This is a genomic window from Rhodococcus sp. 14-2470-1a (genome assembly GCF_002259425.1).
In the GTDB taxonomy this organism is placed as follows: domain Bacteria; phylum Actinomycetota; class Actinomycetes; order Mycobacteriales; family Mycobacteriaceae; genus Rhodococcoides; species Rhodococcoides fascians_E.
This window is the reverse complement of the sequence record NZ_NPFZ01000020.1, coordinates 67,408-89,434: the sequence shown is the minus strand read 5'-3', so window position 1 is coordinate 89,434 and position 22,027 is coordinate 67,408. Positions and strand designations below refer to the sequence as shown.

At 63.3% G+C, this 22,027-nt stretch carries 25 protein-coding genes; 15 read left to right on the top strand and 10 right to left on the bottom strand.

Annotated features, from left to right (window positions below):
• Positions 1-42 precede the first annotated feature (42 nt).
• On the bottom strand, positions 43-756 hold the full coding sequence (locus CH292_RS10495) for a GntR family transcriptional regulator (RefSeq protein ID WP_179277950.1): 714 nt from the start codon (positions 754-756) through the stop codon (positions 43-45).
• 109 nt (positions 757-865) lie between these two features.
• Here CH292_RS10495 and CH292_RS10490 point away from each other — a divergent pair, with 109 nt between their 5' ends.
• From CH292_RS10490 to CH292_RS10465, 6 genes are all read left to right on the top strand, one after another.
• On the top strand, positions 866-1,585 hold the full coding sequence (locus CH292_RS10490; RefSeq protein ID WP_094654662.1) for a phosphonatase-like hydrolase: 720 nt from the start codon (positions 866-868) through the stop codon (positions 1,583-1,585).
• 35 nt (positions 1,586-1,620) lie between these two features.
• A complete protein-coding gene (locus CH292_RS10485; RefSeq protein ID WP_094654661.1) occupies positions 1,621-2,589 on the top strand; it encodes a phosphate/phosphite/phosphonate ABC transporter substrate-binding protein in 969 nt (322 codons plus the stop codon).
• Positions 2,590-2,591: 2 nt separating this feature from the next.
• The gene (gene phnC, locus CH292_RS10480; protein WP_094654660.1) at positions 2,592-3,392 is read left to right on the top strand and encodes a phosphonate ABC transporter ATP-binding protein; all 801 of its coding nucleotides are present in this window, start codon (positions 2,592-2,594) and stop codon (positions 3,390-3,392) included.
• A gap of 59 nt (positions 3,393-3,451) precedes the next feature.
• On the top strand, positions 3,452-4,972 hold the full coding sequence (gene phnE / locus CH292_RS10475) for a phosphonate ABC transporter, permease protein PhnE (protein WP_373454677.1): 1,521 nt from the start codon (positions 3,452-3,454) through the stop codon (positions 4,970-4,972).
• On the top strand, positions 4,948-5,973 hold the full coding sequence (locus CH292_RS10470) for a zinc-binding dehydrogenase (protein ID WP_094654658.1): 1,026 nt from the start codon (positions 4,948-4,950) through the stop codon (positions 5,971-5,973). Before phnE ends, CH292_RS10470 begins: the two co-directional genes overlap by 25 nt.
• Positions 5,974-6,035: 62 nt before the next feature.
• Positions 6,036-6,809, top strand: coding sequence for a hypothetical protein (locus tag CH292_RS10465; protein ID WP_020112777.1), 774 nt, complete (start codon positions 6,036-6,038; stop codon positions 6,807-6,809).
• A gap of 12 nt (positions 6,810-6,821) precedes the next feature.
• On the opposite strand, the gene CH292_RS10460 is transcribed toward CH292_RS10465, so the two are convergent.
• From CH292_RS10460 to CH292_RS10435, 4 genes are all read right to left on the bottom strand, one after another.
• On the bottom strand, positions 6,822-7,886 hold the full coding sequence (locus tag CH292_RS10460; RefSeq protein WP_256978015.1) for a diguanylate cyclase: 1,065 nt from the start codon (positions 7,884-7,886) through the stop codon (positions 6,822-6,824).
• A 1,285-nt stretch (positions 7,887-9,171) separates the two neighbouring features.
• On the bottom strand, positions 9,172-9,615 hold the full coding sequence (locus tag CH292_RS10445) for a hypothetical protein (RefSeq protein WP_143545105.1): 444 nt from the start codon (positions 9,613-9,615) through the stop codon (positions 9,172-9,174).
• Complete coding sequence (locus CH292_RS10440; RefSeq protein WP_094654654.1) at positions 9,612-10,574, bottom strand: hypothetical protein; 963 nt, start codon at positions 10,572-10,574, stop codon at positions 9,612-9,614. Before CH292_RS10440 ends, CH292_RS10445 begins: the two co-directional genes overlap by 4 nt.
• Positions 10,571-10,879 (bottom strand): hypothetical protein, encoded by a 309-nt coding sequence (locus tag CH292_RS10435; protein ID WP_143545735.1) that lies wholly within the window; start codon positions 10,877-10,879, stop codon positions 10,571-10,573. The genes CH292_RS10440 and CH292_RS10435 overlap by 4 nt, the downstream gene beginning before the upstream one ends.
• A 372-nt stretch (positions 10,880-11,251) precedes the next feature.
• On the opposite strand from CH292_RS10435, the gene CH292_RS29635 reads away from it, so the two are divergent.
• From CH292_RS29635 to CH292_RS10415, 4 genes are read left to right on the top strand one after another with little or no spacing between them, the layout of a single operon-like run.
• The gene (locus tag CH292_RS29635) at positions 11,252-11,590 is read left to right on the top strand and encodes a WXG100 family type VII secretion target (RefSeq protein WP_143545734.1); all 339 of its coding nucleotides are present in this window, start codon (positions 11,252-11,254) and stop codon (positions 11,588-11,590) included.
• On the top strand, positions 11,514-11,993 hold the full coding sequence (locus CH292_RS29630; protein ID WP_094654651.1) for a WXG100 family type VII secretion target: 480 nt from the start codon (positions 11,514-11,516) through the stop codon (positions 11,991-11,993). The genes CH292_RS29635 and CH292_RS29630 overlap by 77 nt, the downstream gene beginning before the upstream one ends.
• Entirely contained in the window at positions 11,990-12,355 is a 366-nt protein-coding gene (locus tag CH292_RS10420; protein WP_143545733.1) for a hypothetical protein, read from the top strand. Before CH292_RS29630 ends, CH292_RS10420 begins: the two co-directional genes overlap by 4 nt.
• 25 nt (positions 12,356-12,380) lie before the next feature.
• Positions 12,381-12,845, top strand: a complete 465-nt coding sequence (locus tag CH292_RS10415; protein WP_094654649.1) for a DUF6194 family protein — start codon at positions 12,381-12,383, stop codon at positions 12,843-12,845.
• 48 nt (positions 12,846-12,893) lie between these two features.
• Here the strand turns inward: CH292_RS10415 and CH292_RS10410 are convergent, their stop codons facing one another.
• Positions 12,894-13,652 (bottom strand): methyltransferase domain-containing protein, encoded by a 759-nt coding sequence (locus CH292_RS10410; RefSeq protein ID WP_094654677.1) that lies wholly within the window; start codon positions 13,650-13,652, stop codon positions 12,894-12,896.
• Positions 13,653-13,724: 72 nt separating this feature from the next.
• Here CH292_RS10410 and CH292_RS10405 point away from each other — a divergent pair, with 72 nt between their 5' ends.
• Positions 13,725-14,498, top strand: a complete 774-nt coding sequence (locus CH292_RS10405) for a hypothetical protein (RefSeq protein WP_094654648.1) — start codon at positions 13,725-13,727, stop codon at positions 14,496-14,498.
• Positions 14,499-14,652: 154 nt separating this feature from the next.
• On the opposite strand, the gene CH292_RS10400 is transcribed toward CH292_RS10405, so the two are convergent.
• Positions 14,653-15,297: a vWA domain-containing protein gene (locus tag CH292_RS10400; protein WP_256978014.1), complete on the bottom strand. Its 645-nt coding sequence runs from the start codon at positions 15,295-15,297 to the stop codon at positions 14,653-14,655.
• A gap of 103 nt (positions 15,298-15,400) precedes the next feature.
• Positions 15,401-15,865 (bottom strand): hypothetical protein, encoded by a 465-nt coding sequence (locus tag CH292_RS10395; RefSeq protein WP_094654647.1) that lies wholly within the window; start codon positions 15,863-15,865, stop codon positions 15,401-15,403.
• A 206-nt stretch (positions 15,866-16,071) separates the two neighbouring features.
• Here CH292_RS10395 and CH292_RS10390 point away from each other — a divergent pair, with 206 nt between their 5' ends.
• The 4 genes from CH292_RS10390 (at position 16,072) to CH292_RS10375 (ending at position 19,065) form a co-directional block, all read left to right on the top strand.
• Positions 16,072-16,809 (top strand): HD domain-containing protein, encoded by a 738-nt coding sequence (locus CH292_RS10390; RefSeq protein ID WP_094654646.1) that lies wholly within the window; start codon positions 16,072-16,074, stop codon positions 16,807-16,809.
• 28 nt (positions 16,810-16,837) lie between these two features.
• Positions 16,838-17,557 (top strand): hypothetical protein, encoded by a 720-nt coding sequence (locus tag CH292_RS29305; protein ID WP_256978013.1) that lies wholly within the window; start codon positions 16,838-16,840, stop codon positions 17,555-17,557.
• A 113-nt stretch (positions 17,558-17,670) separates the two neighbouring features.
• Complete coding sequence (locus CH292_RS10380) at positions 17,671-18,261, top strand: TetR/AcrR family transcriptional regulator (RefSeq protein ID WP_256978012.1); 591 nt, start codon at positions 17,671-17,673, stop codon at positions 18,259-18,261.
• A gap of 42 nt (positions 18,262-18,303) precedes the next feature.
• Entirely contained in the window at positions 18,304-19,065 is a 762-nt protein-coding gene (locus CH292_RS10375) for a maleylpyruvate isomerase family mycothiol-dependent enzyme (protein WP_094654644.1), read from the top strand.
• A gap of 20 nt (positions 19,066-19,085) precedes the next feature.
• On the opposite strand, the gene CH292_RS10370 is transcribed toward CH292_RS10375, so the two are convergent.
• The gene (locus CH292_RS10370; RefSeq protein WP_019663318.1) at positions 19,086-19,436 is read right to left on the bottom strand and encodes a hypothetical protein; all 351 of its coding nucleotides are present in this window, start codon (positions 19,434-19,436) and stop codon (positions 19,086-19,088) included.
• The gene (locus CH292_RS10365) at positions 19,433-21,880 is read right to left on the bottom strand and encodes an AAA family ATPase (protein WP_094654643.1); all 2,448 of its coding nucleotides are present in this window, start codon (positions 21,878-21,880) and stop codon (positions 19,433-19,435) included. Before CH292_RS10365 ends, CH292_RS10370 begins: the two co-directional genes overlap by 4 nt.
• Between the last annotated feature and the right edge of the window lie 147 nt (positions 21,881-22,027).

The following is a 22,027-nucleotide window of genomic DNA, read 5'->3' as shown; positions in this document are numbered from 1 at the left end:
CTCCCCCGCCGAAAATTCATCGCGCCCGAGAGAAACGTCAGCTCAGGCGTCCATTTCTGCGGTGAAGGTCATGCGGTCCCCGCGGTAGAGGGAGCGTCTCTGCTCGATGGGCGTACCGTCCTTGTCGAAGGACACACGATTGAGCAGAAACATCGGCGTCCGGGTGTCCACCGTCAGCAGAGCAGCTTCCCGGGCGTCGGGCAGCACTGTTTCGATGGTGTCGACGACCCGACCGAAAACGACTCCACGGGTGCGTAGTTCGGCGTAGAGCGAGACGCGGTAGTCGAAGGTCTCCACCAGACCGGGAATCCGATACTCCGGAATGCGCGTGGTTTCGAGGCCGACGCGCGTGCCGTCCGTCGTGAACACACGCTCGAGCTGGACGACCGCATCACCCGGTTCGATCCGCAGCAGCTCGGCAGTGTCGTCGTCGGCCTTGCTGACGGTCCAGCCGACGAGAATACGAGTTGCCGACAATCCCTTGTCACGCGCCGCTTCGGTGTAGGAGCCGATGGCAAGTGGCAGAACCACTTTGGGCGCGGCGACCACGGTGGTCCGGCCTCGACGCTCGACCCGCCCGGCTACCAACAACTCTCGCATCGCCTGCCGCAGCGTCTCCCGCGACACCCCGTGCCGCTCGGCCAGATCTCGCTCGGATGGAAACGGGTCGCCCGGCGACAGATCGTCGAGCAGCGCGTCCAACTCGCGGCGCACGACTTGATGCTTGAGCACCCGAGGTTCCGAGTCATCGACCATGACCTGACCATAGCAGCAATTGGTCTAGACCTAAGTTGTCGAGAGTCGTTCACGTTCCGTTCATGCCAGCAACACGCATTGGTCTATACCAAACGACATCGTTTCCCTCATGCCCAACGCCACCAGCCTCGCCCACCTGCCGACGGCCACCGAACGCACCCTCCCCGTCGAACTCGTCGTCATGGACATGGCGGGCACCACCGTGTCCGACGACGGCCTGGTCCTCGCGTCGTTCGACGCCGCCGCGACCTCGGTGAACCTCCCCGAAACCGGCCCCGAACGCGAGGACGCGCGCCGATACGTCCTCGACACCATGGGTCAGTCCAAAATCGAGGTGTTCCGCGCATTGTTCGGCGACGAGGACCGCGCCCAGGCCGCGAACTCCGCGTTCGAAGCCGCCTACGATGCACGGATCGACAGCGGCGTGACTGCCATCGCCGGAGCAGCCGACGCCATCGCACGGCTACGAGACGCCGGCGCCAAAGTCGTCCTCACAACAGGGTTCTCGCCGGCAACTCAGGAGCGGATCCTCGACACGCTCGGCTGGAAGAACATCGCCGACGCGTACCTCGCGCCCGGTGACGCCGGCCGCGGCCGTCCGTTCCCGGATCTGGTGTTGACTGCCGCGCTACGCGCGAAGGTGAGCGACATGACGGCCGTGACCGTCGTCGGTGACACCTCCAACGACATCGACTCCGGACGACGCGCAGGCGCCTCGGTGCTCGTCGGCGTCCTCACCGGTGCGCACTCGGAAGACCAACTGCGAGCCGCCAACCCCACGCACGTACTCCCCAGCGTCGCCGATCTCCCTGCTCTTCTCCTGCACTGACTCCCCCACAGACCTCGAGAACGGATAGCACCGCCATGATCACTCTCGCTTCCCGCCGCGCCGGCATCGCCGCCGCCCTATGTTCGGTGACTGCCCTCGTCGCCGCAGGCTGCTCCAGCTCCGGCGCCGACGCCACCACCGAGCAAGGCTTTCCCGAAACCATCACGCTAGCAGCCATTCCCGCCGAGAACTCCACCGACCTGCGCGCCAGCTACGACCCGGTGATCGAGCGCCTCCAGCGCGAGACGGGCGCCACCGTCGAGTTCGTCCAAGCCTCGGACTATGCAGGCGTCGTCGAAGGCCTGATCGCCGGCAACGTCGACCTCGCGTTCTTCGGGCCGTTCGCCTACGTGGTCGCCGGAATCAACGGTGCCGAGATGACGCCGCTGGGCGCCGTCGTCCAGGACGAAGGAACCCCACCCGGATACCAGTCCTACGGAATCACTCGCTCGGACAACGGGTCCGTCAACTCCCTCGCCGATTACGCGGGCAAGAAGGTGTGCTTCGTCGACCCGAGTTCAACGTCGGGATTCCTGTACCCGTCCGCAGGCCTCATCGAGGAAGGCGTCGTCGCCTCGGGATCCGAGGGCGACATCTCCGCAGGCGTCACGCCGATCTACGCGGGCGGTCACGACGCATCGGCGCTCGCCGTCAAAGCAGGCGACTGCGACGCCGGATTTGCGTTCGACACCATGGTCGACCGGACGATGATCGACAACGGCGAACTCGCACCCGGTGAGCTGAAGACGGTGTGGAAGTCCGAGACGATCGCCGGATCCTTGTTCGCAGCCAACAACGACCTCGGCACCGAAGCGATCGACAAGCTCAAAACGATCTTCAGCCAGGGAATGAACTCCGACGCCTTCATCGCCGACGGCATCTGCTCCGAAGAGTGCCGCATCACCGACGAAGACGCCTGGGGCGTCGTGCCTGCCCAGGACAGCGACTACGACGGCGTCCGCCACGTCTGCGACGTGACCGGCTCCGAGAAGTGCCAGGGCTGACCATGTCCCCCCTGATCGAGCGCAAGGACATCGTCGTCAGCGCACACGACGTCACCAAGAAATTCGGAACCACGACCGCACTGAAGAACGTCAACCTCGACGTCCACCGCGGTGAAATGCTGGTGCTGCTGGGCCTTTCGGGGTCCGGCAAGTCCACGCTGCTGCGCTGCATCAACGGTCTGCATCCCATCACGTCGGGAAACATCACCGCCCTCGACACCCGAGTCGACCTGGCGTCCCGACGCTCGGTGCGCGACCTCCGCAAGAAGGTCGGCTTCATCTTCCAACACTTCAACCTCGTCGGACGTCTGAGCTGCCTCGAGAACGTTCTCGTCGGCGGCCTCGGGCGACTGGTCGTTCCACGCTACGGCGCAGTGACCTATCCCAAAGCGATGCGCGCCGAGGCACTTCGATGCCTCGACCGCGTCGGACTCGCCGACTACGCCGAGCGCCGCGCCGACACTCTCTCCGGCGGTCAGCAGCAACGCGTCGCCATCGCTCGCACGTTGATGCAGCGGCCGAGCATCGTCCTCGCCGACGAACCCGTCGCATCGCTCGACCCGGAGAACGCCGGAATCGTCATGGACCTGCTGCAACGCGTCTGCACCGAGGAGAAGCTGACAGTGGTGTGCACCCTGCACCAGGTCGACCTCGCGCTCGGCTGGGCACACCGACTCGTCGGGCTGCGCGACGGCGAAATAGTTCTCGATCGACCGGCCGCAGGACTGGCACGAGAGGACATCATGCCGATCTACCAGCGCATCGCCCCGGAGGAAGACACACGCTCGGCGGCGAAGCGGTGACCGTCACCCTGGAACCGAAAACCGAACCCCCGCATACCGAGTCCCGACGACGGTGGCTTCTGCCGTCACTCGGCGCGATCGCGGTCGTGCTGACGCTCCTGTCCGCCGGTTACATCGATTTCGCACCCGCCGCGCTCGTCGACGGGCTCGAAGACGTGCAACGACTGCTCGGCCGCATGCTCCCACCCCGCGTCGACGACACCGGCCGGATCGTCTCGCTCGCCTTCGACACCCTGTTGATGGCAGTGCTCGGCACCGTTCTGGCCGCCATCGTCTCCGTACCACTGGCGTTCCTCGCGGCACGCAACACGACGCCGCACCCGATCGTCTACAGCGTGGCGCGCGCGATCATCACCTTCTGCCGCGCAATGCCAGACCTGTTGTTCGCCGTCCTGTTCGTCCGCGCCCTCGGAATCGGTGTGTTGCCGGGCATTCTCGCCCTGGCACTGCATTCGATCGGCATGCTCGGCAAGCTGTTCGCCGACGCCATCGAGGAAGCCGACAGCGGACCACGCGAAGCCGTGCGCGCCACCGGCGTCGGCTACGTCCGAGAAATGATCAATGCTGTAGTTCCGCAGGTCGTTCCCGCATGGATCGCAGCGTTCGTCTACCGGATCGACATCAACCTCAGGATGTCCGTCGTGCTGGGATTCGTCGGCGCGGGCGGAATCGGTTTTGCTCTGCAGGATGCGCTGCGCGGGTTGATCTATCCGCGTGCACTCGGCATCGTTCTCGTCATCCTCGCCATCATCGCGGCGATGGAGTTGGCTGCCATCCTTCTGCGGCGAATGCTGCTCGTCCCGTCGGCAGCGGGACCCGCTCGCGATCGCGCCATGAAGATGGGCGCGTCGGCCGTTCTGATCGTCACCACTATTGCGTCCTTCGTCGTCCTGGAGCTCGACCCCAGGTCGCTGTTCACCTGGATCGGGCCGTCGATCGAGGTGTTTGGTCGCATGGTCCCACCGGACTTCTCCTCTCTCGGTGCAGATCTCGTCGACGCCACCGTACAGACCATCGCGATCGGCATCGTCGCCACCGCCATCGGCATCGTTCTGTCCATCCCGGTCGGCATCCTCGCCGCACGCAACGTGACTCCTCATCCGGTGGTGTACTGGCTGGCCAGATCATGGATCCTGCTGGTCCGCGCCGTGCCGGAGCTCATCCTTGCTGTCGTGTTCGTCGCAGCCCTCGGCCTGGGCCCGGTTGCCGGCACGTGCGCGCTCGCGATCGGCTCCGTCGGGTTCCTCGGAAAACTCGTCGCCGACGCGGTCGAGGAGATCGACTCCGGTCCGCTCGAAGCGGTATCGTCCGTCGGCGGTGGCTGGTGGAACAAGATCGTCAATGCAGTCGTGCCGCAGGCAGTTCCGTCGATCGTCGGATCGAGCCTGTATCTGCTCGACGTCAACATCCGCACCTCCACCATCCTCGGAATCGTCGGTGCAGGCGGAATCGGATTCCTGTTGTTCGAGTCGATACGCACACTCAACTTCGACGTGGCAGGCGCCATCGTCCTCGTCATCTTCGTCGTCGTCTACGCAGTCGAAAGGATCTCCGGATGGATCAGATCACTCCTCGTCTGACGCAGGCAGCGGTATGGACGCCCGACGGCATCGACATACAGACCCTCGAGATCCCGGAACTCGCGCCGGGAGACGTTCTGGTGGAGGTCGCCCTCGCCACCGTGTGTGGGAGCGACCTGCACACGGTGACGGGTCGACGCCCGGCGGCGTGCCCGTCTGTTCTGGGGCACGAGGCCGTCGGGACGGTGGTTGCGGTAGGCCACGACGCGTCGGCCTCGGTCGGCGATCGGGTGGTGTGGTCGGTGACCGTGCCCTGCGGACGATGCGCGCGGTGCGCGTCGGGATTCACCGCGAAGTGCGTCGACGTACGCAAGGTGGGGCACGAATCCGCCGTCGGCGAATGGGCTTTGAGCGGTTCCTACGCGCGGCACATCGTGTTGCCGAAGGGCACCGCAATCACGCCCGTACCCGAGACGATGCCCGACGCCGTGGCCGCACCCGCGGCATGCGCGACGGCGACCGTGATGGCCGCGCTCCAGGCCGCGGGCGACCTGGCCGGACGACGGGTGCTGATCTACGGCGCGGGAATGCTCGGCATCACCGCAACTGCCGCGTCGGCTCATCGAGGTGCAGTGAGCGTGTTCGTCGTCGATCACAATCCCCAGCGGCAAAGTCACGCCCGTGCTTTCGGCGCCATCGACGACGACGATCAGTTCGTGGACGTGGCAATCGACTTCACCGGCGCTGCGGCAGCGGTACAAGCCGCGCTCGGAAGACTCGACACTGGTGGACGACTCGTTCTGGCCGGCTCGGTCACCCCCGGCCCACCGATCACCGTCGACCCCGAACGCGTCGTGCGCGGATGGTTGACCATCACCGGCGTGCACAACTACGAGCCGCACCACCTGACCCAGGCCGTCGACTTCCTCCATACAACCGGTGATCGATATCCCTGGGCCGAACTGGTCGACGCCCCGGTACCCCTCACCGAACTCGCACGCGTCCTCGTCCCGACACGACCGGGCATACTCCGTGCATCCGTGGCTCCCGGCACTTCCTGAAGTCTTCGGCGCGGCTCCCGGCGTCGACCGAACGTGTCGGTGCCCGGTGCCAAGATATCGGCATGTCACAACTCGACGACGGATTCACACCGCCGAAGGCCTGTGTTCAGTGGTGCCAGTTGCGCAGCTACGAGTTGCAGGTTCTCGACGACGGGGTCGAGGTGGATCTCGATTGGTGGAATTTGCATCTTCGCAACGCGGGCCATGACATCCGCCTGCGCGGACGCGACCTCGACGGCGCCGTCGTCAGCGACGGTTCGGCCATCGTGCAGCGCAACGATCTACGCGTCGGGACCGCCCTCGTCGTGGGTGATCAGCCGTCGCTCGGTCTGCTGTTCTTGTGCGCGGCATGGCAGGGTGGGCACAGGAACCGCAAGTCGAAACGACGTTTTCCCGACGTCCAGAACCCGCACCTCAGCCGGCCGGACGAAGACCCGTTCGCGAAAACCCGGGCCGTCTTGGACCGGTGCATACGAGACCGCATCGTTCCCGAGCTGCCGGGCGGCTCGTGGTCCGGCTGGCCGGACACACCCGGTGTCGGGATGTCACTGATGGCCACGTTCCTGTGGGCCACCGAGACGTCCGTCGAGCGCGGCAAGGCTCAGCTCATCGACCAGTACGGCGTCTCGACGCTCATCCACGAGGGGTGGCTGGAGGATCCCGCGGTCACCGGATTCACCCGCAAGCGGTACGAGCGCTACGTCGAACTGCTCACCCGCTGGGCGTCGGACATCGGTACCCGCCCCGAGCTGGTGGAGATGTGGCTCGTCGAACGGTGGAACGCCCGTCGGCGAGAGGCGCGCGAAGGCCGATACGCGGAGCCAACTCTGTTCTGAGGTCCACCCGCGTCACAGATCGGTCGGTCGAGTGTCGTCGACGTGAATGGAGTTTCCGCCGGCCTTCTTGGCCGTGTACATCGCGGCGTCGGCCCTGTCGCAGGCACGCCAGAGATCCTCGACCGACGAGCGGGCCGGCAGCCGTGCAACACCGATGCTCACCGTCGTGCTGCCCGCTCGTCCCTTGTCCAGGTGGACGAGGAGCCGCTGTGCCCGCGTGAGCGCCTCGGCGTCATCCGCCTCGTCCAGAATCAGAAATTCCTCTCCCCCGATCCGCGCCGACAGTGCAGGCGCCGGGAACTCCGCGTACAGGGTGCTCGCGATGTCTCTGAGCACCATGTCGCCGTGAGCATGCCCGTAGCTGTCGTTGATGCCTTTGAAATCGTCGAGATCGACGATCATCAGGGAACCAGGGCCCCGCACGCGCTCGGCGAACACGGAATCGAACCCACGCCGATTCAACAGACCGGTCAGCGGGTCGTAGAACGCGGACGCAGCATCACGCCGAAGCAACAGCAAAAGCATGTGCGCGAGGATTGGCGCCGAAAACAGCACGAGCGTCAGGACCACGAGGTACGCGCACGCCAGCACCACGTCGGCATCAGGCGACGTCACCGCTTCGGTGAACAAGATCCCGACCGTGGTGACCGACAGGACTTGATGAGCAACGAACAGCTTCGGGCTGTGGAACGTGACGATGTAACTGCCGATGACTCCCAGAGCAGCCGCGCACGGCAAAGCCACGAACGGATCCTGCAACGACAGGAGCAGCACGACAGCACCGATTTCGAGATAGCCGACGAACACTCGCGACATCGTCCGCGAAAGCCAGGACCGGCGGAGCCACACCAGGGCGATGACCGTCGCGGTCGCCGCGAGCGAATACGCGATCACCCGCCCGTTCCCCTCTGGCACACCGGCAGGCGTGTGCGCCGCCAACACGCAAAGCACTGCATACAGTCCGCACCACGACGACACCGCCCAGTTGGCATTGCGAAGAAGCGGATCCCGTCGGTGATACGCAACGGTCCAGTCGTAGTCGGCGGGGTGATACCACCATCGTAAAAACTGTCGCATCGTCCTCAGGCACGCCCTCTTGCAGATCCATGAGCCACCGCAGCTCGAGCGGCTGCCGAGCCGACCCCTCGTGCCCGCAGTGACACGAACCAGTCAACCAGAGTTGCCCACCGGGAGCGACCACGGCGCAGTGCTCTGATGGCACGTTGTCGTTACCCCGAGGTAACACGCAGTTTCGGCAGTGCGATTCACGAGTCGAACCGAACAAACTCTCGACGATCGGAGCCACGATGCTGAAACGGATACTCGCCTCCTTCGTCCTTGTCGTCAGCATCGCCGCGGTTGCGGCACCGGCCGCATCTGCAGACCCTGTGTCATACCTGCCGGGCCCGGTGGACTCGACCGACTCGTTCGTCAGTGTCTTCGATCCCGCGGCTTATGGTTCTCGTAGCGACGCTTCCTTGGTCATCAGCCCGTACGGCACTTCCCAGCCCATCCGCTGCGCGTGGGCTCGCGGACAGAACTCGTGCAGTCAAACCGATCTCTGGGGCAATCACATCGCATTGAATCGGCTCTTCTTCGTCCCGGGGTCGGCTACCTACATGGACCGGCCAGTGTACGTCTTCGCGCCCTGACGCGATGCCGAGATGACGCATGTCACGGCTCGACGAGCAGGTCTTTCGGGTCGATCACGTCTGGGGAAGGATTGCTTGATTACCGACCACGCATCCAAATCGACCCACGACGGGTTGGCCTGCTGAGGTGAGCGGAACACTTCCAGTTCAGGAAGAACCGAAAGTTGCTCAGCAAGAAGGGGTTCGTCGAACAACACGATATCCGTGGGTACCTTCCACCGCTCACCCGGTACCGCGGCACCGGTCAAGTGACCTGCTCCCCACACACCGCGCCGCCGAGGGCCACTGACCCAGAACAGAACCGGCTGACCCGCGGCCATCAAGCGGGTTCGGTAATTGGCCGCCACACACCACCATTCGTGTGCTCTCCCCGAGGCGATCATCGGCGCGAGATTCGTGGAGGCTGGATTGCACTTGATCACCCAGGCACCCAACGTGTCGAGAGCAATCGGCCGCGGGTACACCCGATGAGCGTACCGAATGCCGATCTGGTCTCCGCCTACTGAACCGGCGTCTTCTAAGAGACACTGAGCGCGCGCCCGGATACGTGAGCATGGGTTTCCCGACCCTCCAGGATGATCCATACCAACCGGAGTTCCGGAGTTCTTCAGTCGCGATGAGGCCAGGTGATTGGCGATGCGACGCTGAGGAGAAGGCGTGTATACACACAATCGCTCGAGCCAGGCTTCGGTCAACCAGCGCTTGAATCCTCATGGCACCCAGGGAGGATAATTTCCCCTCCCCTGTTTGGATGGGTCCGACTCCCAGGGGTTCCCGTATTTCTCGTAGGGGTTGCCCAGCTCGGCGAGACGTGCAAGTCCCCTGCCCGTGATGTCGGCACGGAAAATCTCGGTGTTCGACAGTTCCTCGTCCGTCGCGTCCAGTACGCCTGGTTCGCCGAGGTATCCGTTGGTAATCCTGTCCATCGCGACCTCCTCGCTGACTTCCCATGGCGCCCAGGTTTTACTAGCCATGGACCAACCACCGAACCGGAGGTAGCCACTCTGCGCGAGTTCGGAGATCACGTCGAGAATTTTGCGACGTGTGTACGTCGCAGGCGAGATACGCCGAATGAAATATGCAAACTCTCCAAGAGACAACCAATCGTCTTCCATTTCGAAGAGCAGAAAATGTTGTAGTCGCTCGTCGCTCATGCGATATGCACCTTGTCCTTGTCGCCGCTGGGGTAGTTTATATCGATCGTCGGTCCGCCTGATCTGCTGGCCTCTCGCAGCCTGACCTTGGTGCCGTCTGGCAACTCGACAACTTGACCCGGATATCGGACGTCCTCTACGGCCCTTCCCTCTGCAGTCAGGGCGTCCCACAGGTCTCTGAGTTGCTGCTCATTCTCTGCTTGTCGAATTGGCGGGCTCCGCCCAGGAACCGTTGCATCTACGACTCGATCTTTGATTCCATCTTCATCGACCGGCCCTGCGTCCTCGAAGAACGAGCTGGGAACGGCACTTTCGATCGTGTCCCAGGCATCGACGCCGAACTCGTCGACCAACGCGAACAGGATCGCACCTACCGACATGACACCACCGGCGATCAACGCAGCCACGGCGGCATCTATCAAGAACGCCGCGCCGATAACGATAGGTACAAAACCAAACGCCTCACCTCCACGCCCGAACGCGTCCAGTGCACGGGCCAGTGACAACGCAGCCTCCTCATCGCACCTGTTCATCTCAGCAAGGCAGCGACCGATTTTCGATCGGTGAAATTCGCGTAGAGGTCGGTCGAATGCAACCTCCGGAATCGACCAGTCCTCGGACACCGGGCATCCGGAGGCTTCCGCGGCGGCAACCGCGTCTGCCAATCGATGCTGCGCTGCGGCAAATCTCGACATCCCGGCGGCCAACGCTGCCTCTAACGACGACGTAAACTGCGCACTCTGTTGAATCTGCTGAGAGTCAGCACGTGCCCAGTTCTCGGCAGCCGATTGTGCATCACCTCGCCACGCGCCGGATCCACGCAGCGATTCCAGCGCGCTACGCGGTCGTGGCGCGGCATCTTCCATCACTGCAACCAACTCACGCAGTCTCCCGGTCTCGGAGAGCACGTTCTCGGGATTCCAGCCGAGGACTATGCTCTTCCCAAGAGCGTGTTTCACGTCTCGAACTCCCCAGGAATCGAGCGATTGCTCGATTCGAGAACACATCTCGCGAACTCATCATCAGCCTGCTCGTACGCCGACGCGCAGTCTTCTAGGTTCACTGAGAACTGCATCATCCGTGCCGAGGACGCTTCGACACTGGCCACCAGAACAGGGCCAACGTGCGACAGCACTTCGGCAACTCGCGAGCCAGCGACAGGACGGTCATCGATGACCGTATCCCTAACCTGCGCGGCCAGCAATTCCGCCCGGTTGCGAAGTTCCAGCGATGCCGAACGAAGACTCGCCGGATGTACCTCCATCGAGGCATCCGCTCCTCTCCCTGCGCCGTAACCCATCTTTCGTTCCCCACTTGTCGGCATCCGAGGGCGGAATTCCACCCCAATCCGATTGGACGCAGCTGAGGGGTGTTCGGTTCCACCCGACGAGCCGCAACCGTACGCAGATTCGTCACAGGGACGATGACCACTGAACCGCCGGAGCGACGAAGTACTCGAACTCCCCCAATGCCGCTCAGCCCTTTTTCATCTCGAAAATGACAGTGTTCCGTGTGCTTGTCTACGCGTTATCCGTAAGGACGCACTACGCACCCGCTTGGTTCCCTCCATCTCAAGATTTTTTCGACGATTTCGACGATCGGGACAGCATCACCCTCGTGGTGTAGCTTGCTCGGTATGGGCGACGGGGGGACCCCTGACGGGGTGTTGTCAGCAATTCCGGAACAGATCTCTGCGGTGGGGGCCGCGGCGAGGCAGCTCGAACAGACGTTGCGTAGCGCGCTGTCCTCTGTCAGCCGAGACGTGGATGCAGTCGCGTGGACCGGTATGTCGGCAGATGCGTATCGCGAGGTCTGGAATCACTGTCACCACGATGGCAGCCGAATTCTCGACTCATTGGCGGCATTGTCGGCGTCGCTGACAGATTCGGCCGTCGGGTATGAGCAACCGAGGAACAGACGCGATCGACGATTGCCGATCAGTTATGACCATGCCGTTCTCGGTCGACCCGGATGACCTCGAAGCGCTGACTGCTCGTATCTCCGGTCTCGCGGGCTTCGTTCGGGACGAGTTGGACGAGCTCGACCGTCGCGCAGCATCTTTGACACAGGCCGGATGGATCGGACCCGGAGCCGACGCCTATACGGACGCACATTCAACGTGGGCTGCCGCAGCGACTGACCTCGTCGCGCACGTAAGTCAGATCGAGATGCTGACCCGTTCCGCGCACCATCACTACACGGTTACAGCCGACATGAATGTTCGCATGCTTCGAGGATCGCAAGGAACGTCAATCCGCAGGCTTTTTACGACGCCGCCGAGATGTGCGCGCATGCCTCCGGGTCCGTACGAAGCCGAGTCGAGGGACTACGCGCGTCACTTTCCAGAATGGGCTGGGAAAGTAAGGTGGACATCATGATCGAATACCGGACGCGACGTCAAGATGTCACCGTGTGGCCGGACGACGACAAAGCCATCCAGGCCGTGGAGACATTTTTCGAACAGGTGACACCTGGCAATATCCCAATTCTCGAAGGAGGAGGACTGGACTTCTCCGATTCAGACCTCTCCGGTATGGACTTCGCCGGCGCGGAGTGGACTTCCGCGATACTCGATCGCACGCGGACAGGCATGCGAGGCGTCGTCGACGAATCCGTCGACGTCGGACTCGACGAACCACACATCATCGACGGTGAGGAACTACAGCAGTGGTTTCGGGATCATGGCGCTCCAGAGGTCACCGTGGTGACAAAACCAGCACAAACCCAGCGCAACACCTGAGGGCGAAAGAGTTGATACTGGGACCATGTCGATGGAAAAGATCCTGGCAGGCCTACGGACCCTGGACGGTGTCCTCGAACTCGCACCCGCTCCGGGGAGCGAGCATCCCGAGATCTCGTGGGGCGATCACTTCTTCTACTACGCACCCGACGGCCAGGTTCCGCGCAACCGCCAGCCCTACGCGACGATCGTGACCAAGGACTATCCGGACGACATGACTTCTCGTCTCGAAGCACCCGATCGCTGGCGACTGAACATCCACGTCGGATCGCAGGCCTTCTCCGAACTGATCGGATACGCGCCGGGCGACATCGATGCGGCAGCTGTGGACTACAGCACCGAGGACGTGTTCAACCCCCAACCGCTGTACGGCGCGTACGGGTGGGTCTGCGTAGTTAATCCCGGCAGGTCGACGCTCGATCGCGCTTTGGAAGCCCTCCGCACCGCACATCTCGATGACCGGCGACGCGTCGAGCGTCGGCAGAGCTGAGACCGATCCGCCCCGGACGAATGACCCAAAGCTGGTGCGAACAAGTGCTCAGCGCTTACGGGCCTCAATCAAAAATCGACTCGAGTGCGCAACGAACGGACCCTCCGCCTCGATCAGGTCGTGCAGCTCCCGCAGCCGCCCGCGGTACTGATCGACGGTGAATCCCGGCACCATCCAAATAACCTTGCGCAGAAAGTAAACGACGGCACCGATATCGAAGAACTCGATCTTCAAACGCTCGAATCGAAGGTCCACCACCTCGAGTCCGGCGGCACGAGCTTGCCCGCTCTCGTCCTCGTAATGGCGACCGCGTCGAACACTCTCCGGTTGCTGCCCGAGGAAGAACTCCACCAGCTCGAAAACGCTGGAATGGCCGACATGCTGAGCGAAGTACTTCCCTCCTGGTTGCAGGACCCGGCTGATCTCGTCCCACCACACGGTCGCGGGATGCCGGCTCGTCACCAGATCGAAAGCGCCATCGGCGAAGGGCAGCGGAGGTTCGTCTTGCTCCGCCACCACGACGACGCCGCGAGGACGGAGCAACCCCGTCGCCTTGGCGACATTCGGCGGCCACGACTCGGTTGCGGCCATCACCGGAGGAATCGTCGGTGCACCGGCGAGAACCTCACCTCCGCCGGTCTGAATGTCGAGCGCCGCACTCGCCTGCCCGAGCTTCTCCCCCATCAGACGCTGGTATGCCCACGACGGACGCTGCTCGGTGGCGCGGCCGTCGAGCCAGCTGAAATCCCAACCGTCGACCGAGACGGATTCTGCCTCGGCTACCAATTCCTCGAACGAACGTGCCATGGTCTCCACCCTCGCAGATCGCCCTCCCACCGTCGAACGAGATTTGTCGGTGCCCGATGCCAAGATGACGTCATGTCACGACTCGACGAGGGATTCGACCTACCTGCGGCGTGTGTTCAGTGGTGCCAGCTTCGCAACTTCGATCTGCACGTGCTCGACGATGGTGTCGAGGTGGACCTCGACTGGTGGAATCGGCACCTGCGCGAGGTCGGCCTCGATGTTCGATTGCGTGGCCGGGATTTGGACGGGCAGATCGTCACCCGCGGCAACGCGGTCGTCCAGCGTAACGACCTGAAGATGGGCACGGATCTCGCTCAGTGCGAGCATGATTCCCTCGGGCTTTTGTTTCTTTGCGCGGCGTGGCAGGGCAGCCACCGCAACCGCAAGGCGATGCGACGATTCCCGGACGTGCGCAACCCGCATCTCGCCGATGCCGACGAGAATCCGCTCGCCAAGATCCTGAAAGTTCTCGAAGGGTGCGCGCGAGACCGGATACTTCGTGAAACCCCGTCCGGCTCCTGGTCCGGCTGGCCGGACACTCCGGGTGTCGGAGTGTCGCTGATCGCCACGTTCATGTGGGCTGTGAAGGGATCGGTCGAAGGCGGCCGCGCACAACTGATCGACCAGTACGGTGTCTCCACCCTCATCCACGAGGGATGGCTCGAAGATCCCGCCGTCACTGGATTCACCAGACGACGCTACGACCGCTACGTCGCGCTGCTGTCGAGGTGGGCGACCGACATCGGCACGAGTCCCGAACTCGTCGAGATGTGGCTCGTGCAGCGGTGGAGCGCTCGACTCCGCGAGGCTCGCGATGGAAGCTACGCCGCACCGACGTTGTTCTGAGTCCGGCACGACCGGCTCCCCGACCTGGAACCGACTCGACATTCAGCGCGTCGGACCGCTGCATCCACGAGACCCTCACGATCCGAACCAAATCGAGGAACATCGACTTCGGACCCGGGCACGCCAAACGCTCAGCGATCCGAGCCGCCCGGGCTCACTCCCCTCGCGCCCGGCGGCGATCGGACTCGGAGAAGCCCCGGGCCGGAGGGGCTCCCATAACCTGGGCACGCTTGCGATCCTGGTAACTCGCCACCGAATCGAAGGCAGCCGTGACGCCCACCGTCGTCGACACGTACGTCATCGACTTGTCCCGCGCGAAACCCAGATCAGCACCGACCTCGACTGCATCGATGTTGGACCCGAGGAACACGAAGTCCCACTGATAGTCCCGCTCCTGGCTCGCAATCAGTTCGCGCACAGCGGTATTGGTCCACTCCTTGCTCGCGTTCTCGTGACCGTCGGTCATGACAAGCACGGTGACCGAACCAGGGCGGTCGTCTTCGGCCAATGCTGCGAGCTCGGCGCCGACCTCGGTGACGAGCCGGCCGACAGCGTCGTACAACGCAGTCATGCCGCGCGGCTCCAGCACAAGTGAAGGCACGTCGACGATCGGCTTGGAGCTGTAGACCAGCTCGTACCGGTCGTCGAACTGCGCGAGCGTGACGTTCGTTTCGCCGTCGGACTCCCGCTCCTTGGCGATGAAGGAGTCGAACCCGCCGCGGGTGTCGTCGGCGATGCCGTTCATCGAGCCCGAACGGTCGAGCAGAGCAGCAACGAGAGACAGCTGTGGATTGGTCAAAAGAACCTCCTGGATAAGTGCGACTTGAATGCGCGCCGATGGGGCGCGGTGAAGGTGATGGTTGAACCATACCGAGGGGTACCGACAAGAAATTTGGAACGCTTCACGCACGCGCCAGCAAGTAGGCCGTCACCTGGTCCCACGTCTCGAACGGCCCGGCCCCGTAGCGCAACCATTCGCCCTCGAATTCACTGGCGCCGTTCTTGTCTCGGTCGTCGACGAGGAAGTCGCCTCGATTGAGGTTCTTGTGGTGGGACAGAATCAGCCGCTTGTAGGCGATCGATCCTTCCTCGAATCCGAGGTGCTTCTGCACCCACAGCACCTTGTCGTGCCAGGCGCTCGGGTTTTTCCACGGGGCAGTGGAGAGGATGTAGGTATCGAATGCAACTGCCAGCGTCCGGTAGGCGTCGAGCGCCCCGTCGATCGGATCCATCTTCGAGAAGATGTGTGGCACCTCGTCGAGGTCGTTCGGGTATTTCGCGATGTCGGCGGGGTCGGCACGGTCGATACCGGACTGGAAGTTCACGAGTGTGTTGTCGAGATCGATGTACAGAATCTTCTTGGCCATCAGGTCACCTTTCGTCGCGCATCGTCGATGCGCCGTGGGGAAGAGAGTTGCGGGTAAGTCGGCACCGCGGAGAAACTTCTACCTCCGCATGGTTGCATACCCCTGCGACATGCCCGTTTTCTGTCGGACCCGTCCGCTACAGTGAGTTGTATCGGGCCGAGCCATCAGGCCGCCCACTCCCCCTCGAACATTTCTGGAGGACACCTATGAATTTTTCCAACTCGAACGCCACCATCGGCGACAAGTTCCAGACCATGGATCTGCGCGATCTCGACGCCGCGAGCCTAGTGTTGGCCATCGATCAGGCAACAGGATCAGAGCCAGCGGTGCGCGACGCGATGGCGCTCGCCGCGCTGGCACACCGGCACCAGACACGACCCGGCCGCAGCGGCGCAGCCGAGCAGTACATCACCCATCCACTTCGGAATACGTTGCGCAACATTCGATTCGGATGCTCCGACATGGATGTTCTGGCAGCAACGGCCCTGCACGACACCGTCGAGGATCAGGCCGAGGAGCTCGTTCTGCTACTCGGCGGAGATGCATCTGCGCCGGCACGCGCCGAGGCCCTGCGGCAACTCGACACGCACTTCGGAGCCACAATCGCGGGAATCGTCGACGCGGTGAGCAACCCGCCGAAGCCGGCCGACCTCAGCCCAGCAGAGAAGAACGAACACTATGCGGCCCACGTGACCGCAACGATCGCCGACCCTCGGGTGTTTCTGGTCAAGGTGTCCGACTTCCTCGACAACGCAGGGAGCCTCAGCGACCTACGGGACGCCGACAAGCGAAACCGGTTGCGCGCCAAATACGCACCCCTCGTGCCAGTCTTCGTACGGGCCACCTCGACACATGGCGATGCACTGGGCCTCGGCCTCGTCGGTTACGAGCAACTGGTGGCGGACTTGCAGACCCTGGCCTCCGACCTCCAGCCCGCCGCCTGACCAGACACCCACAACAGAGGAGACACACTTGAATCAACCCGACAACACAGCCCCAGAATGGCATTTCGCGTCGACGATCGATGGAGACCGGTATGCGGTGATCACCGACCTCGACCACGACTACACCGGATGGTCGGTGGAAGTCGAGCAACAGGGAGACCTCCAGATCGGCCAGGTCACATCGCGGACGCTCTGGCGTGACGGCGACGAAGCGGATTTCAACCTGTTCGGCAATGGAGACTCCGTAGACGGGTGGGTAGCGCCGGTAGAAGGTGGCGCGCTGTTGACCGCCTTCTACACACCATTGGGAACCCGCGTCGCAATCGATCCGTGGGTCTACACGCGGGAATGGCTCGCCGAATCCCTCGTCGACCAACCCGTGGCACTGATCATCGACCTCGGACCGGGCGACTACATCCAAAGCCAAGACGATCCCGACGACGTCCCGTGCGCCCAGCTCCAGGTAATGGAGGACGACGTCATCCTGGTTCGTCGCTCGCGCACCGAACTCGGACATCTCCTGCTGGCCGACTACTCAACGGCGACAGTCACTCTCGACCAGTGGTACCTGCAGGAGCATTTCGACGACTGCACCGACGGTTACATGTTCACCAAAGACCGGCGCCTGGCCGCGGAAACCTGCGTGACGTGGTTCCGGGACAAGCAGGACCCGAGTACCAAGATCGATATCGGCTGCGACTACCGCTTCGCCGACACACTTTTACCGGACGACCCGACGCTGTTCTAAGTCTCGCCCACCTCCTCGGCCGCCGTTCCGTGACCAAAGGTAGGCGATATGAGCCGGCTTGACATTTACCCACCTATCGCTGATAGTTTTCCTATCGACGATAGGAGGAGCTGGTGTCAGACGCACAGAACGACCCCCGCCGCGCCAGGCGTGAAGCGAAAGTCTCCGCAATACTCACCGAAGCGTGGCAGCTTGCCGAGCGCGACGGGCTTGCGCTGATCTCGTTGCGCGAGTTGGCCGCCGGCGTCAACCTGCGCCAGCCATCGCTGTACGTGTATTTCGCTTCCAAGCTCGACCTGTACGACGCCATGTTCGCCGACGGGTACCGCCAGCTCATCGACTACCTGGACAGTCAGCCGATGCCGACAGACCCACGCGCAGCGCTGGAGCAGTTCGTGGTCGACAACGTACGGTTCTCGAGTACATACCCGGTCGTGCACCAAATGCTCTTCCAACGCACCATTCCTGGCTTCGCGCCCTCGCCTGCCTCGTGGGAGGCTGCCCTCGAGTTCTACGGCCGAGCCAGAGCGATCCTCACCCGCGTCGGCGCCGACGATCAGGACGACATCGACATCTTCAGCTCCCTGATCGCAGGCTTGTGCGATCAGCAGATAGCCAACGATCCGGGTGGTGACCGATGGGTGCAGCACGTGCCCCGCGTCGTCGCAATGTTCCTCACCGGTGCAGTTCATCCGGCCACATGACCGAGCTTTGCCCTGCTTATGACACGCCCCGAGAGGCCTACCATGACCGTTCCCACGTTCGTCGACGTCGCCGCGATTCCGCGAATTCAACACCGAGAGGCGATGCAGATCGCTTCGGTCGAAAGCGACAAGTTCGCCGCTGCTCTCCGCGCACTACGCACAGACGACTGGGGTAAGCCCACCGTGTGTCAAATGTGGGATGTGCACGCCGTCGCGGCCCACATCGTCGGATCCGCTGCCGGCCAAGCATCCCCGCGCGAATTTGTCAGGCAGGTCCGCACAGGCAAGCCTCTGGTCGCCGAGATCGGCGGGGAGTTCTGGTGGGACGGCATGAACGAGCTGCAGGTGCGTGAGCGGGCCACCAGCTCGCCTGACGAGCTGATCGCAGAGTGGGACACGCTCGCCCCGGCTGCGCTGAAGTCACGTTCGAAGCTACCCCGCCCGATCGCCAAACTGCCCTTGCTGAATCTTCCTGAGCCAGTAGGACGTCAGCCGATCGCGTACCTTTTCGACGTCGGATTCACCCGCGACGTCTGGATGCACCGGGTGGACATCACACGCGCCGCCGGCACGGAGCTCGACATCGACGCTGCGCACGACGGACGTCTCGTCGCCGATATCGTCGCAGAATGGGCCGGCACACACGGCCAACCGTTCGACCTCACCCTGACCGGTCCGGCCGGCGGTTCGTACCGCGCAGGGTCGGGCGGAGAGGCAGTCGAGATCGACGCCGTCGAATTCTGCTCGCTCTTGTCCGGACGCGGTGAGGCAACGGGGTTGCTCAGCCACCCACTCCCCCTCTGACCATCGGGCGCGAGAACGTCTCAGGCGACCGGACCCGGCTCGAGCAACACTGCCACCACCCTGCACAGGTGCCGCACCTCGGACACCGTGGGCGCCAATTCGTAGGCATGGTGGTGACACACGTTGCTGAGCCGGTTCCAGGCCATCGCGGCAGCGTCTGCGCGTTCGGTAGTGCCCAGGGACCGAAGAATGACCAGCTTCGACCGCATGCTCGCATTCGGAACCTCGGCACCCAACGCACGAAGATGCTGGTCCACCAGATCCTCCAACGCCTGCCGCGCGAGGAAAGCCGCCAATCTCGCCGAACTACCTGCCGCACCGACGTTTCCGTCGAGCAGACGCTCCGCGTTTCGCAATGCGATTGCCGTCACGAGCTCAAAATCCCGTCGACCACGCGGCCGAGATCCTTCACCGCGTCGACATCGACCGCCACCGCGTCACCGTGCACGCCCGCGTTGCAGAGTTTGAGTGTCGGCCACCGTTCCGGTCTGTAGGACAGCCACCCGCCCAGATCCTTGTCCGCATCACCGTGTACTGCCAACGCGAGCCGATTGCGAGTCTTCTTCACATCACCCCAGCGCTTCTCGGTGTCCTCGCGGCTCTCCCCCGCCCGATGCTGGGTTGCATAGAACAATTGCTGCGCAGCGGATTCCAGAGCCAACCGGAACAAACCCGGTGCGGCGCGCCGCTTCACATCGCCAGGTACATTCTCGTCGCGCACCAGGGCGTACGCGTCGTCGACGTATCGCTTGGCTTGATTGAGCGTCTCTCTGACATGAATTCTCGACCCCGTCTCGCGCGTCACCTCCACCAATCGCGCATCGACGGCCATCTGCCGGATCGCGGTGGCGAGTCGGTCGTCGTGCGAGAAGACCACCACCTGCCGGGTCTCGGCCAAGCTCGACAGCACGCGAATGAATCCGTCGATCTTGGCAGGATCCATGGCCTGAATCGGATCATCGAGAACGATGAAGCGGAACGGGCTGTTCGGCGTCGTCGCCCGCGGAATGAACAACGCCAGAGCGAGCGCATGCAATTCGCCCTGACTCATCACCGACAACGCCTCCGACGGTGCACCGTCGACCGTTCCCTTCAACACCGCTTTACGACGAGTACTGCTTCCCTCCAGGCTGATTGCGCCGATATCGACGTTGCTTTCCTGCCGTAGTTCGGCCCAGATGTCCCTCGCCTGCTCTGCGATCGGCTCGAGTCGCTGATTACGCAGATCGATCGCGTGGGCGGTCATCCACTTCTTCGCAGCCTCGAGATCGGCCACGGTCGCATCCGTCTTGGCTGCCTCCCGTTCCAGCTGTACCCACGACGCGAGACGAGAAGCGATAGGCGCCCACGTGTCCTCCCGCGCCGCGATGGAGTCGAGTGCTTCCTGACGCAGGTTCTGGCCTGATTCACTGACCGCAAACAGCGTCGAGTTCAGGTGTTCTGCGAGGCCGGAAACAGATTCGGGCACAGCCCGAGCCGTCGCAACGGCCTCGTTGTATGCAGTCAGAGAGGACAACTCGACACCCGCGACAGTGTCGGCCGTGGTCAAGTCGTCGATCAGCATGCGAGCTGCGCGGCGCGCCTCGTCCAGATCGCGTCGGGACTGCTTGAACTGTGCGAGCTTGTCGTCTTCGGCATCGATCCGCGCACGGGCATGCGCGGCCCATGCGTCGTCGAGAATTCCCGTTTCGCACACAGGGCACCGACCATCGCCGACCAGATCGTGTAGCTCCAGAGCAGTCCCCAGCAGGGCGTTTCGCTTGTCGGCAATCGCAGCGGCATCGTTGGCGAGATCGATGTTGTTCGCGACGGCGGAACGGACTGCGGCAACGACCGTCTCGATCTGTTCGGGCAGCGGTACCGCCAACCCACCGATGGTGCGCAGGCCCGACAAAGCAGGTGACTGCTCGGACGTCGAACCGGTTGCAAGAGATTGCACGGCTCCGACGTCAGGCTGGCGCTTCTTCAGCAGCGCCACGGCCTGCACTGCGCGATCGTCGTCGGATTCGGCCACGATGCGTTTGAGCTGGATCAACGCGTCTTTCGCCTGCTGGCGCGGCACTTTGGCGTTCTTCAACGCTGCAGTCAGCCGCTTCTCGGCGTCGGTGATCTCGTCGAGTCCGAGTAGTTTCGCCAACGCGTCGTACAGGGTCGACGGACTGTCTTCGACGAGACCGCCGATCTCGTCGTACGACAGGATCGGTCGGTGCAGTTCCACGGCAGACTTCCACCCGAGAGAATCGGTGCCGGGCGAGCGTTTTGCATTCCCGACCTGCGTCCATGTCTTGTTCTCGCGCAAGGCGGCATCAGGATCCCAGTCGACGCCGACGACGGTCCGTTCCGAACCCTCGATGGTGAGTCCGACGCGCACCTGGCACTGCGACGCGTCGTGCAGGTTGCGCCATGTGTCGGCCCACAGCTTGGCCTTGTTCTCCCATCGGTAGCTCTTGCCCGTGACTGCGAATTCGAGAGCCTCCGCAAAGCTGGACTTGCCGGAGCCGTTTCGGCCACTGACGATGGTGATACCGGGGGCGGGATGAAGCGTCAGCTCGGACTTGGGCCCGATACCGCGGAAGCCGGCCACCTCGATGGACGTCAGGAATGCACCGACAGGATCCTCCTGGGTCATGCCGTGCGCAGCCCGGCGGGCCTGCAAAAGGGTGACACCGTCGAGCTGATCGTCGAGTTCGGCAATGCCTTCGAGCGCGGCAAGGACGAGGTATTTGGCTTCGTCGGCCAAGTCCTGATCTGCGTCGATGGCGTCGAACACGACCTCCATGAGCGGTCTGTCCACGGCCTCGTCGGGCTTGGTCACCGGCACTCCCCTGTCGTGTCTGTCTGGTTCCCCAACCAGACCCCACAGTTCCATACGAGACCGACACTGCGCACCCGGACAAGGGGCGGACGCGTACACCGCAGCAGTTGGAAACACCATTTCCTTCATTGTCTCCGATCTGAAACA

Bases quoted from the DNA above. Each gene is read 5' to 3' on its own strand.
- CH292_RS10495 (WP_179277950.1), bottom strand. From the start codon at position 756: ATGGTCGATGACTCGGAACCTCGGGTGCTCAAGCATCAAGTCGTGCGC.
- CH292_RS10490 (WP_094654662.1), top strand. From the start codon at position 866: ATGCCCAACGCCACCAGCCTCGCCCACCTGCCGACGGCCACCGAACGC.
- CH292_RS10485 (WP_094654661.1), top strand. From the start codon at position 1,621: ATGATCACTCTCGCTTCCCGCCGCGCCGGCATCGCCGCCGCCCTATGT.
- phnC (WP_094654660.1), top strand. From the start codon at position 2,592: ATGTCCCCCCTGATCGAGCGCAAGGACATCGTCGTCAGCGCACACGAC.
- CH292_RS10470 (WP_094654658.1), top strand. From the start codon at position 4,948: ATGGATCAGATCACTCCTCGTCTGACGCAGGCAGCGGTATGGACGCCC.
- CH292_RS10465 (WP_020112777.1), top strand. From the start codon at position 6,036: ATGTCACAACTCGACGACGGATTCACACCGCCGAAGGCCTGTGTTCAG.
- CH292_RS10460 (WP_256978015.1), bottom strand. From the start codon at position 7,886: ATGCGACAGTTTTTACGATGGTGGTATCACCCCGCCGACTACGACTGG.
- CH292_RS10445 (WP_143545105.1), bottom strand. From the start codon at position 9,615: ATGAGCGACGAGCGACTACAACATTTTCTGCTCTTCGAAATGGAAGAC.
- CH292_RS10435 (WP_143545735.1), bottom strand. From the start codon at position 10,879: ATGGAGGTACATCCGGCGAGTCTTCGTTCGGCATCGCTGGAACTTCGC.
- CH292_RS29635 (WP_143545734.1), top strand. From the start codon at position 11,252: ATGGGCGACGGGGGGACCCCTGACGGGGTGTTGTCAGCAATTCCGGAA.
- CH292_RS29630 (WP_094654651.1), top strand. From the start codon at position 11,514: ATGAGCAACCGAGGAACAGACGCGATCGACGATTGCCGATCAGTTATG.
- CH292_RS10420 (WP_143545733.1), top strand. From the start codon at position 11,990: ATGATCGAATACCGGACGCGACGTCAAGATGTCACCGTGTGGCCGGAC.
- CH292_RS10415 (WP_094654649.1), top strand. From the start codon at position 12,381: ATGTCGATGGAAAAGATCCTGGCAGGCCTACGGACCCTGGACGGTGTC.
- CH292_RS10410 (WP_094654677.1), bottom strand. From the start codon at position 13,652: ATGGCACGTTCGTTCGAGGAATTGGTAGCCGAGGCAGAATCCGTCTCG.
- CH292_RS10405 (WP_094654648.1), top strand. From the start codon at position 13,725: ATGTCACGACTCGACGAGGGATTCGACCTACCTGCGGCGTGTGTTCAG.
- CH292_RS10395 (WP_094654647.1), bottom strand. From the start codon at position 15,865: ATGGCCAAGAAGATTCTGTACATCGATCTCGACAACACACTCGTGAAC.
- CH292_RS10390 (WP_094654646.1), top strand. From the start codon at position 16,072: ATGAATTTTTCCAACTCGAACGCCACCATCGGCGACAAGTTCCAGACC.
- CH292_RS10375 (WP_094654644.1), top strand. From the start codon at position 18,304: ATGACCGTTCCCACGTTCGTCGACGTCGCCGCGATTCCGCGAATTCAA.